Raw genomic sequence first — 18,995 nt, 5'->3', positions numbered from 1 at the left:
CTCGGCTGCCTCCAGGTCGATGACCAGGAATGGTCAAGGAGGGATTCCTCGTTCAGTCCATCACCAGCGGCAGGGCGCCAGGACCAGCGCCACCCCCCTCCCGAGCGTCAGCCGAGGCGGTCGGTGGCGCGGGTGCAGATCTCGTCGAGCGCGTCGCGGGCTGCGCCCTCGGGCAGCTTGGCGAGCAGGGTGCGAGCGGCGTCGGCCTCGGCCCGGACGTAGGCACGCGCCTCGTCCATCGCCGGGTGCTCACGCAGGGCTCGGATGACCCACTGCACGTCGTCCTCGTCGGCGATCGGGCCGGCCAGCAGCTCGCGGAGCCGCTCGTCGCCGTTCACGGGCGAGGCCTGGACCAGCAGGGTCGGCAGCGTCGGCACGCCCTCACGCAAGTCCGTGCCGGGCACCTTGCCCGAGTCGCCGGCGTCGCTGGCGACGTCGATGATGTCGTCGGCCAACTGGAAGGCGATGCCGATGCGCTCACCGAACTCGAGCAGCGTCTGCTCGACGTCGGGACCGGCGCCGGACATCATCGCGCCGAACCGGGCCGCCGTGGCGATCAGGGAGCCGGTCTTGTCGGCCACGACCGACAGGTAGTGCTGGAGGCGATCCTCGTCCGGGCCGGGGCCCAGCGTCTCGCGGAGCTGTCCGTGCACCAGCCGCGCGAAGGTCTCGGCCTGGATCCGCACGGCCTCGGGACCGAGGTCGGCCACGAGCGAGGACGCCCGGGCGAACAGGAAGTCGCCGACGAGGATCGCGACGGAGTTGTCCCAGCGCGCGTTCGCACTGGGCGCACCGCGGCGCATGGACGCCTCGTCCATGACGTCGTCGTGGTAGAGCGTCGCGAGGTGGGTCAGCTCGACGACGACCGCGGCCGGCACGATCTGCGGCGCGGCCGGGTCGCCGAACTCGGCGCACAGCAGCGTCAGCAGCGGCCGGAACCGCTTGCCACCGGCCTGGAGCAGGTGCGAGGAGGCCTCGGCGACCAACGGCTCAGGACTGTGGACCGAGCGCGCCAGCAGGTCCTCGACCCGGGTCACCCCGTCCGACACCCGCTGTTCCAACGCGCCATCCGCGAACGACCCCACGCTGGCCACGTGCCACTTCCTTCCGATGACCGCCGACGACATGCCCTGCTAGCGCACGAAGGCGCCGGCGTTCTGGACCAGGTCCAGGACGGGACCCGGAACCACGCCCAGCACGACCGTTGCGATCACGGCCAAGGCAATGACCACGGTAGTCGGCACACCCGCGACGGCCACGGTCGGGCCGTCGCCGACCGGCTCGGTGAAGAACATCAGGACGATGAACCGCACGTAGAAGTAGGCGGCGATCGCGCTGCACAGCACGCCGAACACGACCAGCAGCCACGCTCCGCCGCCCCAGGCGGCGCTGAAGACCGCCCACTTGCCGATGAATCCGGCGGTCAGCGGGATGCCCGCGAACGAGAGCATGAACAGGGCGAACGAGCCGGCCAGGAACGGCGACTCCTTGCCCAGTCCGGCCCACTTGGACAGGTGCGTCGTCTCGCCCGCGGAGTCACGGATGACCGTGACGATCGCGAACGCGCCGATCGTGCTGATGCCGTAGACCAGCAGGTAGAACAGCACCGACGAGATCGAGGTGATCGCCAGCCCCTCCTGGTCGCCCAGGTAGGCACCCGACAGGCCGACCGTGATGAAACCGGCGTGCGCGATCGAGGAGTAGGCCAGCATGCGCTTCACGTCGGTCTGGCTGATCGCGACGATCGAGCCGATCAGCATCGTGATGACGGCGATGACCCACAGCACGGGACGCCAGTCCCACGAGGCCCCGCCGAACGCGACGAACAGCACGCGCATCATCGCGATGAACGCGGCGGCCTTCGTGGCCGCGGCCATGAAGGCGGTGACCGGCGTCGGCGCGCCCTGGTAGACGTCGGGGGTCCAGCTGTGGAACGGGACCGCGCCGACCTTGAACAGCAGGCCCACCAGCAGCAGGCCGATGGCGCCCAGCAGGATCGGCGTCTCGTCGCCCCGGGCCGACACGGCGGTGTCGATCTCGGTGAGGTTGAGGCTGCCGGCGTAGCCGTACGCCAGCGCGGCGCCGTAGAGGAAGAACGCCGACGCGAAGGACCCCAGCAGGAAGTACTTCATCGCGGCCTCCTGGCTGAGCAGGCGACGACGGCGCGCCACCCCACACAGCACGTACAGCGGCAGCGAGAGCACCTCGAGGGCCACGAACATCGTGATGAGGTCGTTCGAGACGGCGAACAGCATCATGCCCGAGAGCGAGAAGACCGCGAGCGGGAAGACCTCGGTGTGCTCGAGTCGGGCCTGCGTGGCCTCCGCCTCGCCCGGCGAACCGGGAGCGTCGGCCGCGCGGCCGACGAAGTCACTCAGACCGCGCTCGTGGCTGCGCTCGGAGAAGAGCAGGAACGACAGCGCGGCGAAGACCAGGAGCATCGCCCAGGTCAGGACACCGGGACCGTCGACGGACACGGCACCCTCGGCGCCGGTGCCGCCCAGGGCCGGCCAGCGGGCCTCGGGGACCTCGTCGAGGCCCAGGTAGACCCACACGCTGAGGCCGAGCGCGACGAGCGTGCCGGCGACGGCGACGACCGCCTGGGTGACGAAGCGGGCACGGCGCGGGACCGTGATCTCGACGATCAGGCCGATCATCGCGACCGCGAAGACCGCGATCAGCGGCGAGAGCTGGCGGTAGTCCAACTCGGCCGCGGCGATGTCGGGGCCGGCCGCCGCGAGGGCGCCGGGCAGGGCGGACGAAAGTGCGCCGATCATTCGTGGGCTCCTTCCGTCTGCTGGGTGAGGTCGATGGGCGCGCGCTGCGGCGGGTCACCGACCCCAACGGTGGTGACCACCGGCTCGACCGCGGGATCGATGACCTGCAGCAAGGGCTGCGGGACGAAGCCCAGGCCGATGATGAGCACGATCGCCGGCGCCATGGCCCCGACCTCGCGCCGTGAGAGATCGTGGAATCCGGCCGTGGCCTCGTTCAGCGGACCGGTCATCGTGCGCTGGTACATCACCAGGATGTAGACGGCGGCCAGCACCATGCCCAGCGTGGCCACGGCAGCGAGCGGTATCGACCGGGTGAAGGTGCCCGCGAGCACGAGGAACTCGGACACGAACGGCGCCAGACCCGGCAGCGAGAGACTCGACAGACCGCCGATGAGCAGGACGCCCGACAGCACCGGGGCGACCTTCTGGACGCCACCGAAGTCGCTGATCCGGGCCGACCCGCGGCGGGCGATGAGCATGCCCGCCACGAGGAACAGCACCGCGGTCGAGAGCCCGTGGTTGAACATGTAGAGCACCGAGCCGGTCATCGACACCGAGGTGAAGGCGAAGATGCCCAGGATGATGAAGCCGAAGTGCGAGACCGAGGTCAGCGCGATGAGGCGGCGCAGGTCGTCCTGGCCGACGGCCAGCAGCGCACCGTAGAGGATGCTGATGACCGCGAGGACGAGCACGACCGGGCTGGCCCACTCCGAGGCGCCGGGGAACAGCTCGAGGCACCAGCGGATCATGCCGAACGTGCCGATCTTGTCGACGATGCTGACCATCAGCACCGAGGTGCCGGGCGTCGCCGAGGCGGCGGCGTCGGGCAGCCACGTGTGCAGCGGCCACAGCGGAGCCTTGATCGCGAAGGCGATGAAGAAGCCCAGGAAGAGCAACCGCTCGGTGGTCTGGGACATCTCGAGGTTCATCAGGTCGGCGTGCAGGAAGCTGGGGCCGCCCTGCTGCGTCGAGAGGACGTACAGGCCCACGACCGAGGCGAGCATGATGAGGCCGCCCGCGAGGTTGTAGATGAGGAACTTCACCGCGGCGTAGCTGCGGTGGCCCGAGCCGTGCGCGCCGATGAGGAAGTACAGCGGGATGAGCGTCGCCTCGAACAGGACGTAGAAGACGAAGACGTCGGTGGCCGCGAAGACGCCGATCGCCAGCGCCTCGAGGACGAGCATCCACGCGAAGTACGTGTTGGTGCGCGCCGGGTCGGCTTCCTTGTCGCGCCAGGACGCGACCAGCACGATCGGCGTGAGCACCGTCGTCAGGAAGATCATCGTCAGGCCGATGCCGTTGACGCCGAGGGCCCAGTGGACGCCGAGCGCCCCGATCCACTCGAGGTCCTCGGTCAGCTGGTAGCCACCGCTGTCGATGTCGAATCGGAACAACAGGGTCAGCGACATCACCAGGGTGAGGATCGAGACACCGAAGGCGACGTAGCGCGCGGTGGCTCCGTCGGACGTCCGCGGGAGCAGGGCGACCACGAGGGCGCCCAACAAGGGAACGGCGATGAGCAGGGACAGCATCATGCGAGCGTCACCGCCAGCAGGCCCAGCAGGACCACGAGAGCACCTCCGAGCACCATCAGTGCATAGGAACGGACAAAGCCGGTCTGCGGCTTGCGCAGCTCACGGGACATACCGCCGATGCCGTCGGCGGAGCCGGTCACGACTCCGTCGAGCACCTTGGCGTCGACCCACACCAGCGCGCGGGTCAAGTGGGTGACAGGCCGCACGACGAGGGTGTCGTTGACGGCGTTGCCGTACAGCTCGGCGCGGCCCGCGCGGGTGAACACCGAGACCTCGGAGTCCGCCGGGGTCTCGCCGGCGATCTCGCGATCGCGGCCGTAGGTGAGCCAGGCCAGCGCGACGCCGGCGGCGACCACCAGCAGCACGATCAGCGTGATCGCGATGACCGGGAGCGGCAGGTCGTGGTGCTCGGTGTGGCCGGTGGCCGGCTCGAGCCAGTCCTCGATCCAACCACCCAGCGCCATGATGCCGGCCAGCAGCGAGAGCGCCGCCAGCACCATCAGCGGGACGGTCATGACCGAGGGCGACTCGTGCGGGTGCACCTCCTCGCGCCAGCGGCGCTGGCCGAAGAACGTCATCAGCATGAGGCGCGTCATGTAGAACGCCGTGACGCCGGCACCCAGCAGCGCGGCCAGGCCGACCCAGATGTTGTGGCCCAGCGCGGCCTCGATGATCTTGTCCTTGGAGAAGAAGCCCGAGGTGCCCGGGAAGCCCAGGATGGCGAGGTAGCCGATGCCGAACGTGTAGAACGTGACCGGCATGACCTTGCGCAGGCCGCCGTAGTGGCGCATGTTCACGTCGTCGTTCATGCCGTGCATGACCGAGCCGGCGCCGAGGAACATGTTGGCCTTGAAGAAGCCGTGCGTCAGCAGGTGGAAGATCGCGAAGGCGTAGCCGGCCGGGCCGAGGCCCGCGGCCAGCATCATGTAGCCGATCTGGCTCATCGTCGAGCCGGCCAGGGCCTTCTTGATGTCGTCCTTCGTGCAACCGATCCAGGCGCCCATCAGCAGCGTGATGACGCCGACGGCGATGACGACGTTGCGGGCCGTGGACGAGGCGTCGAAGATGTCGTGCGACCGCACGACCAGGTAGACGCCGGCCGTGACCATCGTGGCCGCGTGGATCAGTGCCGAGACGGGCGTGGGGCCCTCCATGGCGTCGAGCAGCCAGGCCTGCAGCGGGAACTGCGCGGACTTGCCGCACGCGCCCAGCAGCAACAGCAGGCCGAGTGCCGTGGCGACGTTGCCCGAGACCGAGCCGACCTGCTCGTTGACCGCGGCGATCGAGGTGGTGCCGAACCAGGCGAACATCGTCATGATCGCCAGCGCCAGGCCCAGGTCGCCCACGCGGTTCATCACGAAGGCCTTCTTGGCGGCGGCGGCGGCCGAGGGCTTGTGCTGCCAGAACCCGATCAGCAGGTAGGACGCCAGGCCGACGCCCTCCCAACCCAGGAAGAGCACGAGGTAGTCCGCCGCGAGCACGAGCGTGAGCATCGCCGCGATGAACAGGTTCAGGTAGGCGAAGAAGCGGCGACGGCGCTCGTCGTGCTCCATGTACCCGATCGAGTACACGTGGATGAGCGTGCCGACGCCCGTGATGAGCAGGACGAACAGGCTCGAGAGCGTGTCGAACGTGAAGGAGAAGTCGACGTGGAACGCGCCGGCGTCGATCCAGGTGCCGAGCGTCGTGGTGACCGAGCGGTCACCCTCGTCGCGAGCGGCCAGCTGGGCGAAGAGCACGACGCCCAGCACGAACGACGCGGCAGAGCACGCCGTCGCGATGAGGTGTCCGAAACGGTCGGACTCCTTGCCCCAGGTCAGCAGGAGCGCGGCTCCCGCCAGTGGGATGGCGATGAGCAGCCAGGAAAGGTCCAGCAACGCGAGCTCCTTAGGCCTTGAGCAGGTTCGCGTCGTCGACCGAGGTCGTCCGTCGCGTGCGGTAGATGGACACGATGATGGCCAGGCCGATGGTGACCTCGGCGGCGGCGACGACCATGACGAAGAACGCCGCCACCTGCCCGTCGAGGTTGCCGTGCTGGCGCGCGAACGTGACGAACGCGAGGTTCGTGGCGTTCAGCATGAGCTCGATGCACATGAACACGATGATCGCGTTACGGCGCACCAGGACGCCCGCCGCGCCGATCGAGAACAGCAGCATCGAGAGGGTCAGGTACTCGTTCACTTCGACTCCCCCTCGTCATCGGTGTCGGCCGATTTCGGGACGTCCGGCTTCTCGGTGGTGACCGGTCGCTCGTCGGGGTCGACGTCGACCGCGGCGATCTCGCCGACGACCCGGTTGACGTCCTCGGCGTCGTGCAGCTCGAACTGGTGACGCGAGACGAGCGTGCCGGGGATCGACTCGGGCAACGGGGTGCCGTCGGGCAGCAGGGCCGGGGTGTCGACCGCGTTGTGGCGAGCGAAGACACCGGGGGTCGGCGCGTTGCCGGGGTGCTTGCCGGACTCGGCGTAGTCGCGCATGCGGCGGGCCTGCAGGTCGGCCTGCGTCGGCGGTGCGACGAGGCGCTCGCGGTGGGCCAGCACCATCGCGCCGAGGACCGCCACGATCATCAGCGCGGCCGTGAACTCGAAGGCCAGCACGTAGTCGGTGAACAGCAGCGAGGCCAACCCGTGCAGGTTGCCGTTCGCATTCGCCTCGCCCAGGCCGACGACCGCGGAGGACACCGTCTGCGCGATGCCCAGCGACAGCAGCAGCGCGAAGCCGATGCCCACGACGGCGGCCATGACGCGCTGTCCCTTGATCGTCTCGACGATGGAGTCGGCGGTCTCGACGCCGACCAGCATGAGCACGAACAGGAACAGCATCATGATCGCGCCGGTGTAGACGATGATCTGCACCGCGAACAGGAACGGGGCGCCCTGCGCCGCGTAGAGCATCGCCAGGCAGATCATGACGATCGCCAGGCACAGAGCCGCGTGCACGGCCTTGCGGGAGAGGATGAGTCCCATCGCCGCCAGCACCATGACCGGGGCGAGGATCCAGAACGCGGTCACCGGGACTCCTCCGGTCCGCTGGTGGTCTCGACGATCGGCAGCGACTTGCCCCGGTAGTAGTCGTGGTGGTCGTCGCTGATCATCATCTCGTGCGGCGGCTCGACCATGCCGGGCAGCAGCGGCGCGAGCAGGTCGTTCTTCTCGTAGATGAGCGCGGCGCGGTTGTCGTCGGCCAGCTCGTACTCGTTGGTCATCGTCAGCGCGCGCGTCGGGCAGGCCTCGATGCACAGCCCGCACAGGATGCAGCGCAGGTAGTTGATCTGGTAGACGCGGCCGTAGCGCTCACCGGGGCTGAACCGCTCGTCCTCGGTGTTGCTGGCGCCCTCGACGTAGATCGCGTCGGCCGGGCAGGCCCAGGCGCACAGCTCGCAGCCGACGCACTTCTCGAGGCCGTCGGGCCAGCGGTTGAGCTGGTGGCGACCGTGGAAGCGCGGTGCCGTGGGCAGCTTCTCGAACGGATACTTCTCCGTCACGGGCTTCTTGAACATCGTCCGGAACGTGACGCCGAAGCCGGCGATCGGGTCCCAGAGGGTCTCCTTGAGCGTACTCATGTCACTCTCCCCCATCCGTGGGTTGCGAGGTGGTCGGTGCGGTGGCCATGGCCTCGCGCTGGTGCGGCAGCGGCGGGACCGGGAAGCCTCCGGCGAAGGCGTCGAACTCCTGTGGCTCGACCACCTCGGACTCGTCGTCCTCGTCGCGGGTCGGCAGGAAGAACGTGACGACCAGCAAGAGCCCCGCCACACCCGCGGCGATGAGCATCGCGTTCTGGTCGAGCATGTCCTCGACCTGCAGCTTGCGGATGAACGCCAGGGCGACGATCCAGCCGAGCGCGATCGGAATGAGCCACTTCCAGCCGAAGTGCATGAACTGGTCGTAGCGCATGCGAGGCAGCGTGCCGCGCAGCCAGACGAAGAAGAAGATGAACGCGAGTGTCTTGCCGAAGAACCACAGGACGGGCCAGTAGCCCTCGTTCGCGCCCTCCCAGATCTGGGCGATGCCGAACGGGGCGCGCCAGCCGCCGAGGAACATCGTCGTGGCCAGCGCCGAGACGGTGACCATGTTGATGTACTCGGCCAGGAAGAACATCGCGAACTTGAACGACGAGTACTCGGTGTGGAAGCCACCGACCAGCTCGCCCTCGGCCTCGGGGAGGTCGAAGGGGGCGCGGTTGGTCTCGCCGACCATCGCGATGACGTAGATGATGAACGACGGCAGCAGCGGGATGAAGAACCAGATGTCCTCCTGCGCCGCGACGATCTCGGAGGTCGACATCGACCCGGCGTAGATGAAGACCGCGACCAGGGACAGGCCCATCGCGACCTCGTAGCTGATCACCTGGGCACTGGAGCGCAGGCCACCGAGCAGGGCGTAGATCGAGCCGGAGGACCAGCCGGCCAGCACGATGCCGTACACGCCGATCGAGGTGACGGCCAGGACGTACAGGACGGCGACGGGCAGGTCGGTCAGCTGCAGCGGGGTCTCGTGACCGAAGAAGTTCACGACCGGGCCGAACGGGATGACCGCCCAGGCCAGGAACGACGGCACGACCGCGATGATCGGCGCGACGTAGTAGACGACCTTGTCCGCGGCCTTGGGGAAGATCTCCTCCTTGAGGCCGAGCTTCACGCCGTCGGCGAGGCTCTGCAACAGGCCGAAGGGGCCGTTGACGTTCGGGCCGATGCGGTGCTGCATCCGGGCGACGACGCGTCGCTCGAACCAGATGTTGAACAGCGTGTAGAGCACCAGGAAGACGAAGATCAACAGTGCCTTGAGGGCGACGACCCACCCGGGGTCGTTGCCGAAGAGCTGGTCCAGAGTCATGCCGCGCCTCCCGCCAGGCTGACCCGGCCGCCGTGTCCGACGCCGAGGGCGGCGCCCAGGTGGACGCCGGAGTTCGTGGGTGCCCAGACGACGCCGTCGGGCAGGTCCGCGACCTCGGCGATGAGGTGCGCCGATCCGGACGGGCCGGTCAGGGTGGCCGTCGTGCCCGGCTCGACTCCGTGGACCGCGAGGGTCGCCGCGTTGGCGCGCAGCACCGGGACGCGGGCGGTGAGCCGGTAGGTCTCGGCCCCGTCCTGCAGGCGACCGTCGTCGATCATCAGCTTCCAGGTGTCGAGGACGAGCGTCTTGGAGACCAGCTTGGGGGCACCCGGCTTGCGGCCGCGGAACGGCGCCCGCTTGCCGTCCCAGGGGCCGAGCTCGTGCCATTCGGCGGCGGCGTCCTGCGGGGTGCGCAGGCCGATGGGCCGGCCGAGCTCCTCGGCGATGCCGGCGAGGACCCGCACGTCGGGCAGGGCGCGCGACTCGAAGAGAACCTGGTCGAAGTGCCGCAGGCGCCCCTCCCAGTTGATGAAGGTGCCGGCCTTCTCGACCGGGGGCGCGACCGGCAGGACCACGTCGGCCAGCGCGGTGACCGCGGACTCGCGAACCTCGAGGCTGACCAGGAAGTCCACCGAGCGCAGCGCGTCGCGGGCCAGGGCCGGGTCGGGCAGGTCGTCGACGTCGACGCCGGCCACCACGAGGGCGCCGAGCTCGCCACTGGCGGCCGCGGCGATGATCGCCTCGGTGTCCAGGCCGGGCTCGGTGGGCAGGCTGGGGACGCCCCAGTCGGCCGCGACGTCGGCGCGTGCCTCGGCCGAGGCCACGGGGCGGCCGCCGGGCAGCAGGTTCGGCAGGCAGCCCGCGTCGAGCGCGCTGCGGTCGCCGGCACGACGCGGGACCCAGGCCCAGCGGGCACCGGTCTCGGTGGCGCGGGCCGCGACGGCCGAGAGGGCGCCGGGCACGGTGGCCAGTCGCTCGCCGGCGAGGATCACGCTGCCCGCCGGGAGGTCGAGGGCCGCCAGGGCCGCCGCCTCGCCGCCGGGGACGGCCGGCACGAGGGTGCCGTTCATCTTGGTCAGGCCCCGGGTCGTGTGGCTGGCGATCGCGATGACCTTGACGCCCTTGCGACTGGCCTTGCGCAGGCGCAGGAACAGGGTGCCGGCCTCGTCCTCGGGCTCGAGGCCCACGAGAACCACCGTGTCGGCGCGCTCGAGGTCGGCGAAGCTGACGCCGACGGGCGTGCCGGCGACCTTGGCCGCGAGGAACTCGGCCTCCTCCTTGGAGGTGGCGCGGGCCCGGAAGTCGATGTTGTTCGTGCCGAGGGAGACGCGCGCGAACTTGGCGTACGCGTAGGCGTCCTCGACCGTGAGCCGGCCACCGGTCAGGACGGCCTTGCCGGCCGCCGCCGCGAGACCGCGGGCGGCGACGGCGAGGGCACCGGGCCACGAGGTGGGCTCGAGCTCGCCGGTCTGCGGGTTGCGCACGAGCGGCGTGGTGAGCCGGTCGGCCTGGCGCGACCAGGTGAACGCGAAGCGGTCCTTGTCGGTGATCCACTCCTCGTTGACCTCGGGGTCGTCACCGGCGAGACGGCGCATGACCTTGCCCCGGCGGTGGTCGACGCGGATCGCCGAGCCGCAGGCGTCGTGCTCGGAGACCGAGGGGACGCTGATCAGGTCGAACGGGCGCGAGCGGAACCGGTAGTCGGCGCTGGTCAGCGCACCGACCGGGCAGATCTGGATCGTGTTGCCGCTGAAGTAGGAGCCGAACGGCACGTCCGGCGCGATGCCGATCTGCTGCTGCGCACCGCGCTCGAGCAGGGCGATGAACGGGTCGCCGGCGATCTCGGACTGGAAGCGCGTGCAGCGCTGGCACAGGACGCAACGCTCGCGGTCGAGCAGGACCTGGCTGGACAGCGCGAGGGGCTTGGGGAACAGCCGCTTCGTCTCGATGAAGCGGGACTCGGCCGCACCGTGCGACAGCGCCTGGTTCTGCAGGGGGCACTCGCCGCCCTTGTCGCACACCGGGCAGTCGAGCGGGTGGTTGGCCAGCAGGAACTCCAAGATCCCCTCCTGCGCCTTCTCGGCGACCGGCGAGGTGACCTGGGTGCGCACGACCATGCCGGGCGCGGCCTCGATCGTGCACGAGGCCTGCGGCTTGGGCATGCCCCGGCCGTTGCCGGCGTCGGGGATCTCGACCAGGCACTGGCGGCAGGCGCCGACGGGCGCGAGCAGGGGATGGTCGCAGAAGCGCGGGATCTCGGTGCCGATCAGCTCGGCGGCGCGGATGACGAGGGTGCCCTTGGGGACACTGACCTCGACGTCGTCGATCGTCAGCGTGATGAGCTCGACCGGCGTCGTGTCGGCGCCGTTGGACTCGGTGAGCGTCATCGGACGCCCTCCTTCGCGAACAGGGTGGAGGCCGCGGGCGGGAACAGGTCGCGGCTGGGCGTGGTCATGCCGGCCTCGAACTCCTCGCGGAAGTACTCGATGGCCGACGTGATGGGGCTGGTGGCGCCGTCGCCGAGGGCGCAGAAGGCGCGGCCCAGGATGTTGTCGCACAGATCCAGCAGTAGTTCGATGTCGCCGGGCTGGCCCTGGCCGTCGTCGATGCGACGCAGCGTCTGGACGAGCCACCACGTGCCCTCGCGGCACGGCGTGCACTTGCCGCAGGACTCGTGCTTGTAGAACTCGGTCCAGCGCAGGACGCACCGCACGACCGACGTGGTCTGGTCGAAGATCTGCAGGGCGCGGGTGCCCAGCATCGAGCCGGCGGCGCCGACTCCCTCGAAGTCCAGGGGCACGTCGAGGTGCTCGGCGGTGAGGATCGGGGTGGACGAGCCACCGGGGGTCCAGAACTTCAGCTCCGAGCCGGGACGCATGCCGCCGCCGAGCTCGAGCAGCTCGCGCAGCGTGATGCCGAGCGGAGCCTCGTACTGGCCCGGACGGGCGACGTGTCCCGAGAGGCTGAAGATGCCGTGGCCCTTGGACTTCTCGGTGCCCATCGACGCGAACCAGTCGGCACCGCCGGCGATGATGCCCGGCACCGAGGCGACCGACTCGACGTTGTTGACGACCGTCGGGGAGGCGTACAGACCCGCGACCGCGGGGAACGGCGGGCGCAGACGCGGCTGGCCGCGACGGCCCTCGAGCGAGTCGAGCAGCGCCGTCTCCTCGCCGCAGATGTACGCGCCGGCACCGGCGTGGACGATCAGGTCCAGGTCGTAGCCCGTGCCGTGGATGTCGCGGCCCAGGTGGCCGGCGGCGTAGGCCTCGCGCACGGCGGCGCGCAGGCGGCGGATGACGTGCAGGACCTCGCCGCGCACGTAGATGAACGCGGTGTGAGCCCGGATGGCGCGCGAGGCGATGATGACGCCCTCGACCAGCACGTGCGGGTTGGCCATCATGAGCGGGATGTCCTTGCAGGTGCCCGGCTCGGACTCGTCGGCGTTGACCACGAGGTACTTGGGGTTCGGGTTGTCCTGCGGGATGAAGCCCCACTTCATGCCCGTGGGGAAGCCGGCGCCGCCACGGCCGCGCAGGCCGGCGTCCTTGACCTGCTCGATGATGGCGTCCGGCTCCATCGTCAGCGCCTTCTCCAGGCCGCGGTAGCCGCCGCGAGCCGTGTAGGCGTCGAGCGTCCAGGCGCGGTCGTCCGCCCAGTTCGCGGTCAGGACCGGAGTCAGTACGTCAGTCATGGGTCGCCTCGCTCTCGTCCGGGTCCTCGCCGCCACGGACGTCGGCCGCGGACTGCTCGACCACGTTCTCGCTCTCGGCACGCCGGGTGTCGGCCTCGTCCACGGCCTGGGCCGTGGACTCGCGCGTCGCCTCGGCGCCCGAGGCGTCCAGCGGCGGAGCCGACCAGCCACGCTCGGCGGCGATCTCGAGTCCGGCCAGCGAGGCCGGACCGGCGGCCGGTCCCTCGTCGACCAGGCCGTCCTCGAAGCCGCCGATGACGCGCTCGGCCTCGCGCCACGAGGTGATCGTGGCGCCGCGGGTGGACTGGACCGTCTCACCGGCACGGAGCCGGTCGACGACCTCGACGGCCGACTCGGGGGTCTGGTTGTCGAAGAACTCCCAGTTGACCATCATCACCGGCGCGAAGTCGCAGGCCGCGTTGCACTCGACCTTCTCGAGCGTGATCTGGCCGTCCTCGCTGGTCTCGTCGTTGCCGACGTCCAGGTGGCCGCAGAGCCGCTCGAAGATCTCGTCGCCGCCCATGACGGCACACAGCGTGTTGGTGCAGACGCCGACGTGGTGCTTGCCCATCGGGCGGCGCTTGTACATCGTGTAGAAGGTCGCCACGGCGCTGACCTCGGCCTCGGTCAGGCCCAGGATCTCGCCGCAGACGGCGATCCCCTCGGACGTGACGCGGCCCTGATCGGCCTGCACCAGGTGCAGCATCGGCAGCAGCGCACTGCGGGCCTGCGGGTATCGCCCGGCCAGCTCGTGCAGATCGGCGATCGTCTGGTCCGACAGCCCCTCGGAAATCTGGTCCGTCACGAACAACCACTCCCGTCACCACTGGCCTCGACCAGTGTTCTTGAGCCCCGACCACGAAGGGCGGTCACGTTGATCAACGACATCAGCGATCCACCCCTCCCATCACGGGGTCGATGGACGCCACCGCGACGATGACGTCCGAGAGCATGCCGCCCTCGCTCATCGCCGAGACGCCCTGCAGGTTCACGAACGAGGGGTCGCGGAAGTGCGCCCGGAACGGGCGGGTGCCGCCGTCGGACACCGCGTGACACGCGATCTCGCCCTTGGGCGACTCCACCGCGAAGTAGGCCTGGCCGGCCGGGACCCGGAAGCCCTCGGTGACCAGCTTGAAGTGGTGGATCAGCGCCTCCATGGACTCGCCCATGATGTGCGCGATGTGCTCGGGCGAGTTGCCCTGGCCGTCCGCGCCCACCGAGAGCTGCGCAGGCCACGCGATCTTGCGATCGGCGACCATGACGGGCTGGCCCTGGGTGGACTCGAGCCGGTCGATGCACTGCTCGACGATCTTGAGCGACTCCCACATCTCCAGCTGGCGGATCATGAAGCGGCCGTAGGCGTCGGGCTCGTCGCGGGTGATGACGTCGAAGTCGTACGTCTCGTAGCCCCAGTAGGGCTGCTTGACGCGCAGGTCCCAGTCCAGGCCGGTCGAGCGCAGGATCGGGCCGGTGATGCCCAGCGCCAGCACTCCGGCGAGGTCGAGGTGGCCGACGTTCTTCAGGCGGCCCTTGAAGATCGGGTTGGCGTTGCACAGCGCCGCGTACTCGGGCAGGCGCTTCTTCAGCAGCGCGACCAGGTCGCGCAGCTGGGTGACCGCACCGTCGGGCAGGTCCTGGGCGACGCCGCCGGGACGGAAGTAGGCGTGGTTCATGCGCAGGCCCGTGATGAGCTCGAACGACTTGAGGATCTCCTCACGGTCGCGGAACCCGCAGGTCATGACGGTCAGCGCGCCGATCTCCATGCCGCCGGTCGCGATCGCGATGAGGTGACTGGAGATGCGGTTCAGCTCGAGCATCAGCACGCGGATGATCTGGGCGCGCTCGGGGATCTGGTCCTCGATGTCCAGCAGGCGCTCGACCGCACCGACCCAGACCGCCTCGTTCGAGAACGGGGCGACGTAGTCCATGCGGGTGCAGAAGGTCACGCCCTGGGTCCAGGTGCGGAACTCCATGTTCTTCTCGATGCCGGTGTGCAGGTAGCCGATGCCGGCGCGGGCGTCGTGGACCTGCTCGCCGTCGATCTCGAGGATCAGGCGCAGCACGCCGTGGGTCGAAGGGTGCTGCGGGCCCATGTTGATGACGAGCCGGTCACCCTCGAGGCTGTCGGCGTTGATCGTGTCCCAGTCGCCGCCGGTGACGTTGAAGACCTGGCCGGAGGAGGACTCGGAGGTGTCGGCGTACGGGTCGGTGGTCACCATCAGGAGTAACTCCTTCGGCTGTCGGGCGCGGGGATGAAGCCACCCTTGAACTCGACGTCGATGCCGCCGAGCGGGTAGTCCTTCCGCTGCGGGTGGCCCGGCCAGTCGTCGGGCATGAGGATCCGGGTCAGGTGCGGGTGGTCGTCGAAGACGATCCCGAACATGTCCCACGTCTCGCGCTCGTGCCAGTCGGCGGTCGGGTAGGTCCCCACGATGCTGGGGATGCGGGCATCGCCCTCGGGGCACGTGACCTCGAGGCGGATGCGGCGGTTGTGGGTCATCGAGAGCAGGTGGTAGACGGCGTGCAGCTCGCGGCCCGTGTCGCCGGGGAAGTGCACGCCGCTGACGCCGCTGAGCAGCTCGAAGCGCAGTGCCGCGTCGTCGCGCAGGTGCCGCGCGGCCTGCGCCAGCAGCTCGCGACGGATGAAGAACGTGATCTCGCCCCGGTGGACGACGACCTTCTCGATCGCGTCGGCCAGGCCCTCGCCACCGGCGAGCCGCTCGGCGACCTCGTCGAACCAGCCGCCGTACGGCGGGATCGACGCGCCGGGCATGACCACCGGGCGCTGCAGTCCGCCGAAGCCGGTGGTGTCGCCGGTGCCGTGGACACCGAAGGCACCCTGGCGGACCTCGACGACCTCGAGCTCGACGGCGTCGGACTTCTTCAGCTCCGCCCGCGTCTCGAACGAGGCGTCCTGGGTCTCGTCACGCTTCGGCGCCTGGTTCTTCTGCTTCTCGTCGCTCATCGCATGAGTCCCATCTGCGAGGAGGTGGGCAGCGCCGCCAGGGCGGCAGCCTCCTGCTCACGGATCTCGGCGTTGCGGTCGGCGCCCAGCTGGGTGTGCTGGATCGAGTCGCGCAGCTTGAAGATCGCGTCGATCAGCATCTCGGGGCGGGGCGGGCAGCCGGGCAGGTACATGTCGACCGGGACGACGTGATCGACACCCTGGACGATCGCGTAGTTGTTGAACATGCCGCCGGAGCTGGCGCACACACCCATCGCCAGGACCCACTTCGGGCCGGGCATCTGGTCGTAGATCTGGCGCAGGACGGGGGCCATCTTCTGGCTCACCCGGCCGGCGACGATCATCAGGTCGGCCTGGCGCGGGGAGGGCCGGAAGACCTCCATGCCGAACCGACCGGAGTCGTAGCGGGGGGCGCCGAACGTCATCATCTCGATGGCACAGCAGGCCAGGCCGAAGGTGGCCGGCCAGAAGGACGCCTTGCGAAAGTAGCCGGCCAAACCCTCGACGGTGGAGAGCAGGACGCCACTGGGGAGTTTTTCCTCGAGGCCCATCAGGTCCAGTCCATTCCGCCGCGACGCCACTCATAGACGTACGCGATCGTGATGTTGAGCAGGAAGAGCATGACGGCGAAGAACGCGAACCAGCTGAGCTCGTCGAACGCGACGGCGAACGGCAGCAGGAACACGACCTCGATGTCGAAGACGATGAACATCATCGCCGTGAAGAAGTACTTGATCGAGACCTTGCCGCCGCCCTCGGGCAGGGGGCTGGGCTCGATGCCCGACTCGTAACGGTCGAGCTTGGCGCGGTTGTACCGGGACGGCCCGGTGAACGGTGCGACACCGACGCTGAACAGCGCGAACGCCAGGGCGAGACCGCCCAGCACCAAGATCGGGATGTATGCGTTCACGGCACCTCCAGTCACCCGCCGACGAACCTTGTGAAGATCTTCACAGGCTCTGGGTTCACCACTCTAGTAACCGCGTCCCACGGACGTGTGAGTTAGGCAACACTAACTGGGAAACGGCCTCACATCGGGCGCTCGGCGCGATGCACCGCGACGATTCCGCCGGTGAGGTTCTGCCACGTGACGGGCCCCCACCCGGCCTCGGTCATCCGGATCGCCAGGCCGCGCTGGTCGGGCCAGGAGCGGATCGACTCGGCGAGGTACACGTAGGACTCGGGATTGGACGAGACCGTGCGCGCGATCGCCGGCAGGGCCCGCATCAGGTAGTTGGAGTAGACCGTCTCGAACGGCTTCCACGTGGGGGTGGAGAACTCGCACACCACGATCCGGCCGCCGGGGCGCGTCACGCGGAGCAGCTCGCGCAGACCCTGCAGGGGGTCGTGGATGTTGCGCAGGCCGAAGGAGATCGTGACGGCGTCGAACACGCCGTCGGCGAAGGGCAGCGCCATGCCGTCGCCGGCCGTGAAGTTCAGGCCGGGGTACTGCTGCTTGCCGACCTCGAGCATCCCGATGGAGAAGTCGCACGGCACCACGTGGGCGCCCGCCTCGGCGAAGGGCGCGCTCGACGTGCCGGTGCCGGCCGCCAGATCGAGGATCCGCTCGCCACGGCGCGGAGCGACGGTCTCGACGACCTTCGTGCGCCAGCGGCGGTCCTGCCCCAGGGAGAGGACGTCGTTCGTCAGGTCGTAGCGTGCCGCGACGGTGTCGAACATGCGCGCGACGTCACGGGGATCCTTGTCCAGCCCGGCTCTCATCTGGCCACCTTCTCACGTCGGGCGGACAGCGGTCGCCCGGGCCGTTCCCCGGTCCCGCACCGGCCTCACCGGGCCGCGAGTAGGCTGGCGCGAGTGAGCACGCTGGCGACCGATGGACGGCCTGAGCCGCTCGTCGCCAGGTCCCGCGAGATCGCCGACCCGGGCGACCTGCTCGGCCTGTTGCCGCCTTCCCCCGACGCCTTGGCCTGGGTGCACGGCGGCGACGGCGTCGTCGGCTGGGGTCGCGCCGCGAGCTTCAGCCCCGACGGGCGGGGTCGCTTCGATGCCGCCGACGACTGGTGGGCCGACGTCGTCGAGTCCTCCGTGGTCCGCGACGAGGTCGAGCTGCCCGGCAGCGGCCTGGTCGCCTTCGGCAGCTTCACCTTCGCCGACCGGCCCGGCTCGAGCCTGACCGTCCCCGAGATCGTCGTGGGGCGCCGCGACGGACGGTGCTGGGTCACCACGATCGGTCGTTCCCTCGGCCCGGTCCCCGACCTGACCGCGACCACGCCCTCCTCCCCCGTCGGCACGAGCTTCGCCGACGACCCCCGGCGCCGCGCGGCCTGGACGGCGACGGTCCAGAAGGCCGTCCAGCGCATCCAGGCCGGCGGCCTCGACAAGGTCGTGCTGGCCCGATCGGTCGAGGCGACCTTCGACGAGCCGCTGGACGTGCGCTCGCCGCTGGCCCGTCTGGCCCGGACCTACCCCAGCTGCTGGACCTTCCACGTCGACGGGTTCTTCGGCTCGACGCCCGAGATGCTCGTCCGTCTGCAAGGTGGCCTGGTCACCTCGCGCGTCCTCGCGGGCACGATCCGGCGGACCGGCGACGACGCTCGCGACCTGGGGCTCGCCGCCTCGCTCGCACGGTCGAGCAAGGACCTCGAGGAGCACGAGTACGCCGTGCGCTCGGTCGCCGACGCGCTCGCACCGCACTGCACGGGCATGAACGTCCCCGAGGCGCCGTTCGTCCTGCACCTGCCGAACGTCATGCACCTGGCCACCGACGTCACCGGCGTGCTGCGCGACGACGCAGGTGTCCTGGCGCTCGTGGCGTCGCTGCACCCCTCCGCCGCCGTGGGCGGCACGCCGACGGCCGACGCCGTGCGGGTCATCGCCGAGATCGAGGGCCTGGACCGGGGCCGGTACGCCGGCCCGGTCGGCTGGATCGGCGCCTCCGGGGACGGCGAGTGGGGCATCGGCCTGCGCTCGGCGCAGGTGGCGCCCGACGGTCGCAGCGCCCGGTTGTTCGCCGGGTGCGGCATCGTCGCCGACTCGGCGCCTGCCGACGAGCTCGCCGAGGCCGACGCCAAGCTGATCCCCGTCCGCGACGCCCTGACCTGACCGCGGGCTCGTCGGTTTACCACGGGACCGTGGTAAACCCGCACGCCCCCAGGGAAGTTTCCCTGGGGAAGCGCTGGATTCCCATGTGACCGTGGTAAACCGACACCGAGCCGTCCGAGAGAGCCGGTA

General features: G+C 69.8%; 17 protein-coding genes. 1 reads left to right on the top strand and 16 read right to left on the bottom strand.

Features of this window, described 5'->3' with window-relative positions:
* Positions 1-107: 107 nt before the first annotated feature.
* The 16 genes from GL325_RS13710 to GL325_RS13635 form a co-directional block, all read right to left on the bottom strand.
* A complete protein-coding gene (locus tag GL325_RS13710) occupies positions 108-1,094 on the bottom strand; it encodes a polyprenyl synthetase family protein (protein ID WP_255467133.1) in 987 nt (328 codons plus the stop codon).
* 39 nt (positions 1,095-1,133) lie between these two features.
* Positions 1,134-2,777, bottom strand: coding sequence for an NADH-quinone oxidoreductase subunit NuoN (gene nuoN, locus GL325_RS13705; RefSeq protein WP_154595874.1), 1,644 nt, complete (start codon positions 2,775-2,777; stop codon positions 1,134-1,136).
* On the bottom strand, positions 2,774-4,312 hold the full coding sequence (locus GL325_RS13700; RefSeq protein ID WP_154595875.1) for an NADH-quinone oxidoreductase subunit M: 1,539 nt from the start codon (positions 4,310-4,312) through the stop codon (positions 2,774-2,776). Before GL325_RS13700 ends, nuoN begins: the two co-directional genes overlap by 4 nt.
* Positions 4,309-6,189 carry an NADH-quinone oxidoreductase subunit L gene (gene nuoL / locus GL325_RS13695; RefSeq protein ID WP_154595876.1) on the bottom strand — a complete coding sequence of 627 codons (1,881 nt, stop codon included), beginning with the start codon at positions 6,187-6,189 and terminating at the stop codon, positions 4,309-4,311. Before nuoL ends, GL325_RS13700 begins: the two co-directional genes overlap by 4 nt.
* Positions 6,190-6,199: 10 nt before the next feature.
* Complete coding sequence (gene nuoK, locus GL325_RS13690; protein WP_187769899.1) at positions 6,200-6,493, bottom strand: NADH-quinone oxidoreductase subunit NuoK; 294 nt, start codon at positions 6,491-6,493, stop codon at positions 6,200-6,202.
* Entirely contained in the window at positions 6,490-7,323 is an 834-nt protein-coding gene (locus GL325_RS13685) for an NADH-quinone oxidoreductase subunit J (RefSeq protein ID WP_187769898.1), read from the bottom strand. The genes nuoK and GL325_RS13685 overlap by 4 nt, the downstream gene beginning before the upstream one ends.
* Positions 7,320-7,874: an NADH-quinone oxidoreductase subunit NuoI gene (nuoI, locus tag GL325_RS13680; protein ID WP_187769897.1), complete on the bottom strand. Its 555-nt coding sequence runs from the start codon at positions 7,872-7,874 to the stop codon at positions 7,320-7,322. Before nuoI ends, GL325_RS13685 begins: the two co-directional genes overlap by 4 nt.
* A gap of 1 nt (position 7,875) precedes the next feature.
* Positions 7,876-9,144: an NADH-quinone oxidoreductase subunit NuoH gene (gene nuoH, locus GL325_RS13675; protein ID WP_187769896.1), complete on the bottom strand. Its 1,269-nt coding sequence runs from the start codon at positions 9,142-9,144 to the stop codon at positions 7,876-7,878.
* On the bottom strand, positions 9,141-11,531 hold the full coding sequence (locus tag GL325_RS13670) for an NADH-quinone oxidoreductase subunit G (RefSeq protein WP_187769895.1): 2,391 nt from the start codon (positions 11,529-11,531) through the stop codon (positions 9,141-9,143). The genes nuoH and GL325_RS13670 overlap by 4 nt, the downstream gene beginning before the upstream one ends.
* Positions 11,528-12,838, bottom strand: a complete 1,311-nt coding sequence (gene nuoF, locus GL325_RS13665; RefSeq protein ID WP_154595880.1) for an NADH-quinone oxidoreductase subunit NuoF — start codon at positions 12,836-12,838, stop codon at positions 11,528-11,530. Before nuoF ends, GL325_RS13670 begins: the two co-directional genes overlap by 4 nt.
* The gene (gene nuoE, locus GL325_RS13660) at positions 12,831-13,643 is read right to left on the bottom strand and encodes an NADH-quinone oxidoreductase subunit NuoE (protein ID WP_187411712.1); all 813 of its coding nucleotides are present in this window, start codon (positions 13,641-13,643) and stop codon (positions 12,831-12,833) included. The genes nuoF and nuoE overlap by 8 nt, the downstream gene beginning before the upstream one ends.
* 82 nt (positions 13,644-13,725) lie before the next feature.
* Positions 13,726-15,057 (bottom strand): NADH-quinone oxidoreductase subunit D, encoded by a 1,332-nt coding sequence (locus tag GL325_RS13655; protein WP_187769894.1) that lies wholly within the window; start codon positions 15,055-15,057, stop codon positions 13,726-13,728.
* On the bottom strand, positions 15,057-15,803 hold the full coding sequence (locus tag GL325_RS13650; RefSeq protein ID WP_154595882.1) for an NADH-quinone oxidoreductase subunit C: 747 nt from the start codon (positions 15,801-15,803) through the stop codon (positions 15,057-15,059). Before GL325_RS13650 ends, GL325_RS13655 begins: the two co-directional genes overlap by 1 nt.
* Positions 15,800-16,354 carry an NADH-quinone oxidoreductase subunit B family protein gene (locus GL325_RS13645; protein ID WP_154595883.1) on the bottom strand — a complete coding sequence of 185 codons (555 nt, stop codon included), beginning with the start codon at positions 16,352-16,354 and terminating at the stop codon, positions 15,800-15,802. Before GL325_RS13645 ends, GL325_RS13650 begins: the two co-directional genes overlap by 4 nt.
* Entirely contained in the window at positions 16,354-16,713 is a 360-nt protein-coding gene (locus GL325_RS13640) for an NADH-quinone oxidoreductase subunit A (RefSeq protein ID WP_187411711.1), read from the bottom strand. Before GL325_RS13640 ends, GL325_RS13645 begins: the two co-directional genes overlap by 1 nt.
* Positions 16,714-16,832: 119 nt before the next feature.
* Positions 16,833-17,525, bottom strand: a complete 693-nt coding sequence (locus GL325_RS13635; RefSeq protein WP_154595884.1) for a demethylmenaquinone methyltransferase — start codon at positions 17,523-17,525, stop codon at positions 16,833-16,835.
* Positions 17,526-17,618: 93 nt separating this feature from the next.
* Here GL325_RS13635 and GL325_RS13630 point away from each other — a divergent pair, with 93 nt between their 5' ends.
* Complete coding sequence (locus tag GL325_RS13630; protein WP_308209244.1) at positions 17,619-18,866, top strand: isochorismate synthase; 1,248 nt, start codon at positions 17,619-17,621, stop codon at positions 18,864-18,866.
* Positions 18,867-18,995 lie beyond the last annotated feature (129 nt).

It is taken from the genome of Aeromicrobium sp. 636 (genome assembly GCF_024433585.1).
GTDB classification, from domain to species: domain Bacteria; phylum Actinomycetota; class Actinomycetes; order Propionibacteriales; family Nocardioidaceae; genus Aeromicrobium; species Aeromicrobium senzhongii.
This window is presented reverse-complemented; position numbering and strand designations above follow the sequence as displayed.